Annotated in this window: 7 protein-coding genes; 5 read left to right on the forward strand and 2 right to left on the reverse strand. The window is 57.4% G+C overall.

Going from position 1 to position 6,962, the window contains the following annotated elements:
- Positions 1-82 precede the first annotated feature (82 nt).
- Positions 83-1,675, forward strand: a complete 1,593-nt coding sequence (locus BMOU_RS02185; protein WP_034874360.1) for an MDR family MFS transporter — start codon at positions 83-85, stop codon at positions 1,673-1,675.
- A gap of 67 nt (positions 1,676-1,742) precedes the next feature.
- On the opposite strand, the gene BMOU_RS02190 is transcribed toward BMOU_RS02185, so the two are convergent.
- Positions 1,743-2,072, reverse strand: a complete 330-nt coding sequence (locus tag BMOU_RS02190; protein ID WP_034874362.1) for a hypothetical protein — start codon at positions 2,070-2,072, stop codon at positions 1,743-1,745.
- Between the two features lie 287 nt (positions 2,073-2,359).
- Between BMOU_RS02190 and BMOU_RS02195 the strand changes: the two genes are divergently transcribed.
- Positions 2,360-2,947 (forward strand): arsenate reductase/protein-tyrosine-phosphatase family protein, encoded by a 588-nt coding sequence (locus tag BMOU_RS02195; RefSeq protein ID WP_034874364.1) that lies wholly within the window; start codon positions 2,360-2,362, stop codon positions 2,945-2,947.
- Positions 2,948-2,960: 13 nt separating this feature from the next.
- On the opposite strand, the gene BMOU_RS02200 is transcribed toward BMOU_RS02195, so the two are convergent.
- Positions 2,961-3,323 (reverse strand): hypothetical protein, encoded by a 363-nt coding sequence (locus BMOU_RS02200; protein ID WP_235143652.1) that lies wholly within the window; start codon positions 3,321-3,323, stop codon positions 2,961-2,963.
- Between BMOU_RS02200 and BMOU_RS11495 the strand changes: the two genes are divergently transcribed.
- The 3 genes from BMOU_RS11495 to BMOU_RS02215 form a co-directional block, all read left to right on the forward strand.
- A complete protein-coding gene (locus BMOU_RS11495) occupies positions 3,322-3,618 on the forward strand; it encodes a hypothetical protein (protein WP_235143653.1) in 297 nt (98 codons plus the stop codon). The genes BMOU_RS02200 and BMOU_RS11495 overlap by 2 nt on opposite strands.
- Positions 3,619-4,182: 564 nt before the next feature.
- Entirely contained in the window at positions 4,183-4,464 is a 282-nt protein-coding gene (locus BMOU_RS02210) for a hypothetical protein (protein ID WP_034874368.1), read from the forward strand.
- Between the two features lie 226 nt (positions 4,465-4,690).
- A partial coding sequence (locus BMOU_RS02215) for a Cna B-type domain-containing protein (RefSeq protein ID WP_235143654.1) occupies positions 4,691-6,962 on the forward strand: 2,272 nt, incomplete at its 3' end.

Below are 6,962 nucleotides of genomic sequence, written 5' to 3' on the forward strand. Positions count from 1 at the left end.
CTGGCCGGGTTGCGCCCACCGGTGCAATGCCCAACCGTAGGCATAGAATTCTGGAGTCATTATGGCGTTTCAGAGGTGGTGCATGAAAAACGGTATGAGGGGAAAATCGCAGGTGCTTACGCGTGATGAGGCTTATGTCAACGGCCATTTGACGCATGCGGCTTTCGTTTCCATCGCGATTCTGACGTTCATCACCTTCGTCGGCAACTTCACGCAGCTGCAGCTGAGCGCCGCCCTGCCGACCATCGTGACCGATTTCGGCATTTCCGTCACGACCGGGCAGTGGCTGACCTCGATTTTCCAGCTGGTCATGGGCGTGATGGTTCCGCTTACGGCATACCTGACCCGCCGCTTCTCGACCCGTCAGATCGTACTCGCCTCGATGACCGTATTCACCGTCGGATCCGTATTCGCATGGCTGGGCTCCACCTTCGCGCTGGTGCTGATCGGCCGCCTGCTGGAAGCGGTTGGAACCGGTGTGATGTGGCCGGTGCTGCAGATCACCGTCTTCTCGATCTACCCGTTGGCACGCCGAGGCATGGCCATGGGCACCGTGGGCATGGCCATGAGCGTCGCACCGGCCATCGGCCCCACTTTGGGCGGCATACAGACCGATCTGAACGGCTGGCGTTCGATTTTCTTCACCTTGACGATCATCGGCGTGATCTCACTGTTCCTGGCATTCTTCGGACTGCGCAATTTCGGCGTGCACGACCCTTCCGCCAAAGCCGACTTCTTCTCCGTCGGACTGTCGATTTTCGGTTTCGGCGGTCTGATGTTCGGCTTCACGAACATCGAATCATACGCATTCATACACCCCATGGTCTGGCTGCCGATGCTCATCGGCATCATCGGCATCATCTGGTTCGTGGTTCGCCAGATCCATGGCGCTCGCCGGTATGCCTCCGCGCAGTCCGGCGACGCCCGCCAGTCCGATGCCCATGGTCGCCAGGCCGCTGCCCGCGACTGCCAGCCTCCGCTGCTGAACCTGGGTGTGCTGAAGAACCGCAGTTTCACGGTCGGTACGGTCACTGCGGCGCTGTCGTTCTTCGCATTCAGCTCGATTATGGTGATCATGCCGCTCTATATTCAGAATTGCCGTGGCTATTCCGCCACGATCAGCGGCCTGGTGATGCTGCCCGGTGCGCTCGGCCAGTGCATTTCGCAGTTCTTCGGCGGCAAGGCCCTCGATAGATTCGGCGCCCGGCCCGTCGCCTTGATCGGCACGATTACGCTGTGCTTCGGCACGATTATGATGAGCCTGATTTCCATGACGTCATGGATTTGGTGGGTGTCGATATGGCAGTTCGTGCGTCAGATCGGCATGGGATTCGTGCTCATGCCGATCACCACATGGTCGCTCAACTGCCTGCGGCCGCAGGAGGTGAGCGCCGGCTCGGCCGTAACGAACACCGTGCGTCAGATTGCCGGTGCGGTCGGCGCCCCGGTGCTGGTGATTCTGATGGAGACGTTCACGTCATTGCGTTGGGCTGCCATCGGAGGTGCGAAGGGCACGTATGCCATCGCCAACGTGTTCGGCATTCAGTGGGCGTTGCGTATCAGCGCCGGCATCTGCTTCATCATGGTGCTGATGGTGTTCTTCGGCGTGCGTGGACGCGGTGCCGGCACCACGCACGAAGCCGTTCAGCGCGCCTTGGCCCTCATCTCCCACTGAAACCACGAAACCCGAGGGTCGCGTGGCCATGCAGGAGACCGCCGCGGCCCTGATTCGCTCCGATTCGTTACTCCCCGTCGTCCGGCTTGTATTCCAGCACGCTCAGCGCCACAATTCCCTGGCCGGTATGCACGAACACGTTCGCACGCCCGCCGACGGCCTCCACGCCTTCGATCAGGTGTGCGATCGGCTCGGAATCCAGTACCGGGAGCACCTGCGCCACACCATCCGCGTCGATTACGCGCAGCGTATCGTCCAGATAGCCGGAGGCCAGCATTTCATCGACGGCGCCTTCGAATTCGGTCAGTTCGTCTATTTCACGCTTCGCAGCCTCATTTGCGGCCACTTCAACGGCTTCGGCCACCTTCTCGCTGAGCTTGTCCTCTTCGCTCATCATGATCCTTTCGTGAAACCCCTGCCATGCGCCCCGTCTGTCGTAGGCGGTCATGGCTTTTGCATAATGCGTGGCAGTGTATCGAAACCACATTGCCGAACCGTTTCGGATTGCAAGATTCGTCCATATAGTGGTTCGATGGCAATGGTGGTGGAGATGGTGAAGACCTCCCGCCGCATGGCATCGCGGAGGCGGTCCGAAGGCACGGCCTGCGCTAGAATATCCATCTGTAGGATATGCACGGCCCTGAAGCCGGCATAAACGTAACACGCACTGCAAGAGGTCGGCGTATGCACATCATGTTCGTCTGCACGGGCAACATCTGCCGTTCGCCTATGGGCGAGCTGCTGCTGACGAAATATCTGACCGGCACCACCGTGCGCGTCTCCAGCGCCGGTACCCGTGGTCTGCCGATGCATCAGATCGACCCGTCCAGCGCACGGCTGATGGACAGCGTCGGCATCGAATCCAGCGGATTCCGGTCCCGCCGCCTCACGCGCCAGATGGCCGATGAGGCCGACCTGATCCTATGCTTTGAAAAGGGCCAGCGCAAGGATATCGTGGCTTTGGCCCCGGCGGCCGTACGGTATACGTTCCTGCTGAGTGATTTCGCGAACATGTGCGAATACTGCGCCCGGAACGGCATGGTCAAGGGACTGACCATCCAGGAGCGCCTGCAGTCGGTGATCAAGTCCTCTTCGATGATCAGGCCGATGCTGCCGATTCCTCGCGATATCGAGGATCCGCATGGCCGTACTTTCGACAAGTTCCGTACCGCCGCGAACCAGACCAACACGTCCATTCGTACGATACTCAAAAGCATGCGCAAGCATTACGCCGTGGAGCCTGCCCCCATTCGCTCCCAGATCGTCGCCTGAAGCCGATTCGGCGTCATTGGGAGGTGAACCATATGGAATTCAGTTCACCGGCCCGCATGGCTCTTGCATACACGATCACGCCCCGATTGGGCTTGACCGCCGCTCGTGCGCCTCGAAGCAGCGTTGTCGAGTCGATGTCGACCGCCGGCCCGATCCATCCGGGAACGATGTCGGGCAGCAGACGCCCCATCTTCATTTCCGAAATGAGATTGCGTGCCTTGTCGCTGTCCAACCAGTATTCGAAGACGCCGTACCATTGGACCACCATTCTGTTGATTCCCCGTGCGATGGTCCGTGAGGAGCCGTCGGATGTGTAGTATCGCAATGATAGGGAACCGTCCGGGTGGAGTATGGCCTGGCCTTCGTTCAAAAGCATGTTCATCAGTCTGATCTGGGAGGATACGATCGTCAGGTCACGGTCCGAATATCCGGCCCGTTTGGCCGATGCCGCGTCGAAGGCCAGCTTGTTTTTGCCGTTTTGCCTGAGGAACCTGTTCATGCCGGACATGGTGGAGGGAACGGTGTCTATCGGGGCTGCGGATGCCCACGCCGCAATCGGAGAGAAAACCAGGGGTGTGAAAAATGCAGCAGAGAATAATGCCATACATGTCCTACTCAATCCCATTGAAATCCTTATCCTCTTGCGCAGGCCGCATCAGCACCCCACGTAATAAGGCATGCTATGGCTCAACGGCAGCGTCTGCAAGGAGATGACAAGCCGCATGACCACCCTATGTGTACCCCAGCCATCGGGGAAGGCGCATGGGGAACATGATGTGAATCGCCGCTGGTCGACTAGGTTCCAACCACCTTTGTTTCCTGTGAATGGAACGTTGTCGGGGATGAAGTGAAACTGCCGGAACTCCACGAAGGATAAGAGGGGAGAGGCGTGGAACCCCGGCAGTTTCGGAAAGGATATGGCCTGTACGGATAGAGAGAAAGACGAATCCGAACAGGCCAATAGCCCCTATGCTCCGTTACTTGCTTTCGCAAGCAAGAATCATGTTACGCCGCCATGCCGCACACTTCGACGGTCTCCCCCTATTTGCATATTGCGGACAATCGGCGTTCCGCTTGGTTTCTCCCAATCAAATAGGGTGCAGCAAGGGCGGCATGACGGGCTTGTCCATGATGATGGGCGCGATGATGGATGTTCCGCCGGCTGCTGATGATGACGTCATGGCGGTAGTATTGCATTTCGGAAGAGGCGATTGACATCGAAGGAGAGTGGAGATTTGCCTGATTGCCAGCATGATGAAGGACGGCTTCCCGTTCGTCAGCTATGTGTCCGTGCATACATTCTCATTATTTTCGTGATCTATCTGGATGCCACGAGATGGCATATGGCAACCGGAATATGGAGAGTGGTCGAAGACGTCGTGCTGGCTTTGTGCCTGTTCCTCATCGCCATGTCGGTGCCGTTGAGCGAACGATGCCGCGGCATGATCGATTCGGCTATGCGGAGGGTAAACGACGGGCCGATGCACACCCCAGACACACCCGAAAAACAAGAGTGATACATGAGCTGATAACGAATGGCGTTCCGCCGTCGTCATCGGGCAAAGGGGACAGGATTCCGGGGACTTTTACCATGAGATAATTGGTCGATTTTCGTAAAAATCGGCCATTCGTAAGAATAAAGGATCTCATAAGAAAGACCTCGACACCATGCGAAGAATGACGAAATGGGTGAGTGCAGTCCTATCGTTTGGATTATGCCTGTTCATTGGATTCACCCAAACCGTGGCTCAGGCTGCTGAGCTACCCAATGTCATTACCGGTGCATCCGTTACCGATTCGAACGGAAAGACTCCGGTGAAAGTCGGCCCATGGCAGCCGTTCAAAATCAATTTTGACTTTAGCCTGCCCAATCACACGGTGCATGCCGGAGACACCACCACCATAGAGCTTCCCAACGGTTTTAAGGGGGCCGCTCCGACCGATTTTGAAATCAAGGACGGCGCTAACGTCATTGCGAGGGGAAAGATCGATCCCTCTCTCACCACCTACACCATCACCTACACCAATTATGCCGAAAACAAATCGGACATCTCCGGCAAATTCTCCATCAACGCTCAGGTCGATAGCGGCGTGCATCAGACATCGGGCGTGCTACCGGTCAAGCCCAAGGCAAGCGGGCAGACCGTCGATGCCGGGACCATTGACTATACGGTGAAAAAACAGTCCGCCGAGACGATTATCAAGGCCGGCTGGGCCAAGGGCTATGACACCACGAAAGGTGTTTGGCAAATCAAACTGAACCAGGATGCCAAAGGTTTTGCCAATGCGGTGATCGACGATCAGATGATAACACCGGGGCAAACATATATTTCCGGAACGCTTCAGGTGTTTTCCGGCACTTGGCAGTTTGATGGTGTGAGCTATAAATTCACCAACCAGAGCGATGTCACCAGCCAGTATCTTTCCGGTTTTACGGAAACGGGAACAAGCTTCCGACTGAATATCGGCGCAGTGCCGGCCGCCACCGGTCTTCTTGTGCAATATGAGACGCAGGTCGCGTGGACGCCGGTCCCGGGCGAGAAATTCGAGAATAAGGCCACGCTCACTGACGGCACCGCACAGAAGAGCAGCAAAGCGCAGTATGTCATTCCCTCCGCAGGGGGAACGGGAGAAGGCTATGACTTCACCATCAATATCAAGAAGACCGATGAAGGTGGAGCGCCTCTCGCCGGGGCCGTTTTCGATGTGATCCGCACTCGTTCCGGTCTGTCCGTGGGTCAGGTGACCACCGATGCCAATGGTAGGGCCAGCCTGAACAAGATGCTGCGCGACGACTATACGGTGAAGGAGACAACCGCACCTTCGGGATATCAAGTGGCTGCCGACCAGTCGATTGCGAGTTCCGACTTTTCGCTTGCAACTAGGGAAGTGACGAAGACCTTTGTCGATAAGGAAATTCCGAAGACCGTTGACGTTCACGTCAAGAAGGTCTGGGATGATGCGAATAACCATGACGGCTTAAGACCGTCATCCGTTACGGTGCACCTTCTCGCTGACGGCGCCGACACCGGTAAAAAGCTCACGTTGAATGATGCCGGGCAGTGGCAGGGTTCATTTACGGGACTTGCCGAGAAGAACACCGCTGGTCACAAGATCGCCTACGCCGTCTCGGAGGATCCGACGGCCGCGCACTATACTGCAACGGTCACCGGCAGTGTGGCGAATGGTTTCACCATCACTAATTCCCATACTCCCGAAATCGTTTCCATCAAGGTCGTTAAGAAGTGGGTTGGTCCTCGGAGTGGTTCGGTGAACGTGCACTTGCTGGCCGATGGTGTGGATACCGGCCAGTCTCTGATCTTGGATGAGGCCGGCGACTGGAAGGGTGCGTTTACGGATCTTCGCAGGTACACTGCGGATGGCAGGCAAATCGCCTACACCGTTTCGGAGGATCCGGTCGATGGCTATACGGGCGAGGTCACGGGTGACATGGCATCGGGCTTCACGGTGACCAACACGAATGTGCAGACCACGCGTGTGGCCGGTACGAAGACCTGGGACGATGACGGCAACCGTGACGGTGTGCGTCCGGATTCGATTACGGTCAACCTGCTGCGCGATGGCAAAAAGGTCGATGCCGTCCAGGTGTCGGCGGGTGCGGACGGATCATGGACATATGCGTTCGAGAACCTGCCCAAGTACGATCGGCATGATGGGCACCGGTACGACTACACCGTCGGCGAGGACGCGGTCAAGGACTATGCGACCAAGGTCGATGGCTTTGATCTGACCAATTCGTATACGCCGGGCAGGACGTCGGTGTCTGTGTCCAAGGTCTGGAAGGATTCGAATGACAAGGAGCACAGGCGTCCGAAGTCGGTGAAGGTGCAGTTGTATGCGGATGGCGCCGCCCAAGGTGCACCGGTCGAATTGTCCGGGGCGAACCATTGGGCGAACACATGGACCGGCCTATACCAGAAAAAGTCCGGCAAGTCGGTTGCCTACACGGTCAAGGAGATCGGTACCGTCGATGGCTATACGGGTGAGGTCACGG

It is taken from the genome of Bifidobacterium moukalabense DSM 27321, assembly GCF_000522505.1.
Taxonomy (GTDB): Bacteria; Actinomycetota; Actinomycetes; order Actinomycetales; family Bifidobacteriaceae; genus Bifidobacterium; species Bifidobacterium moukalabense.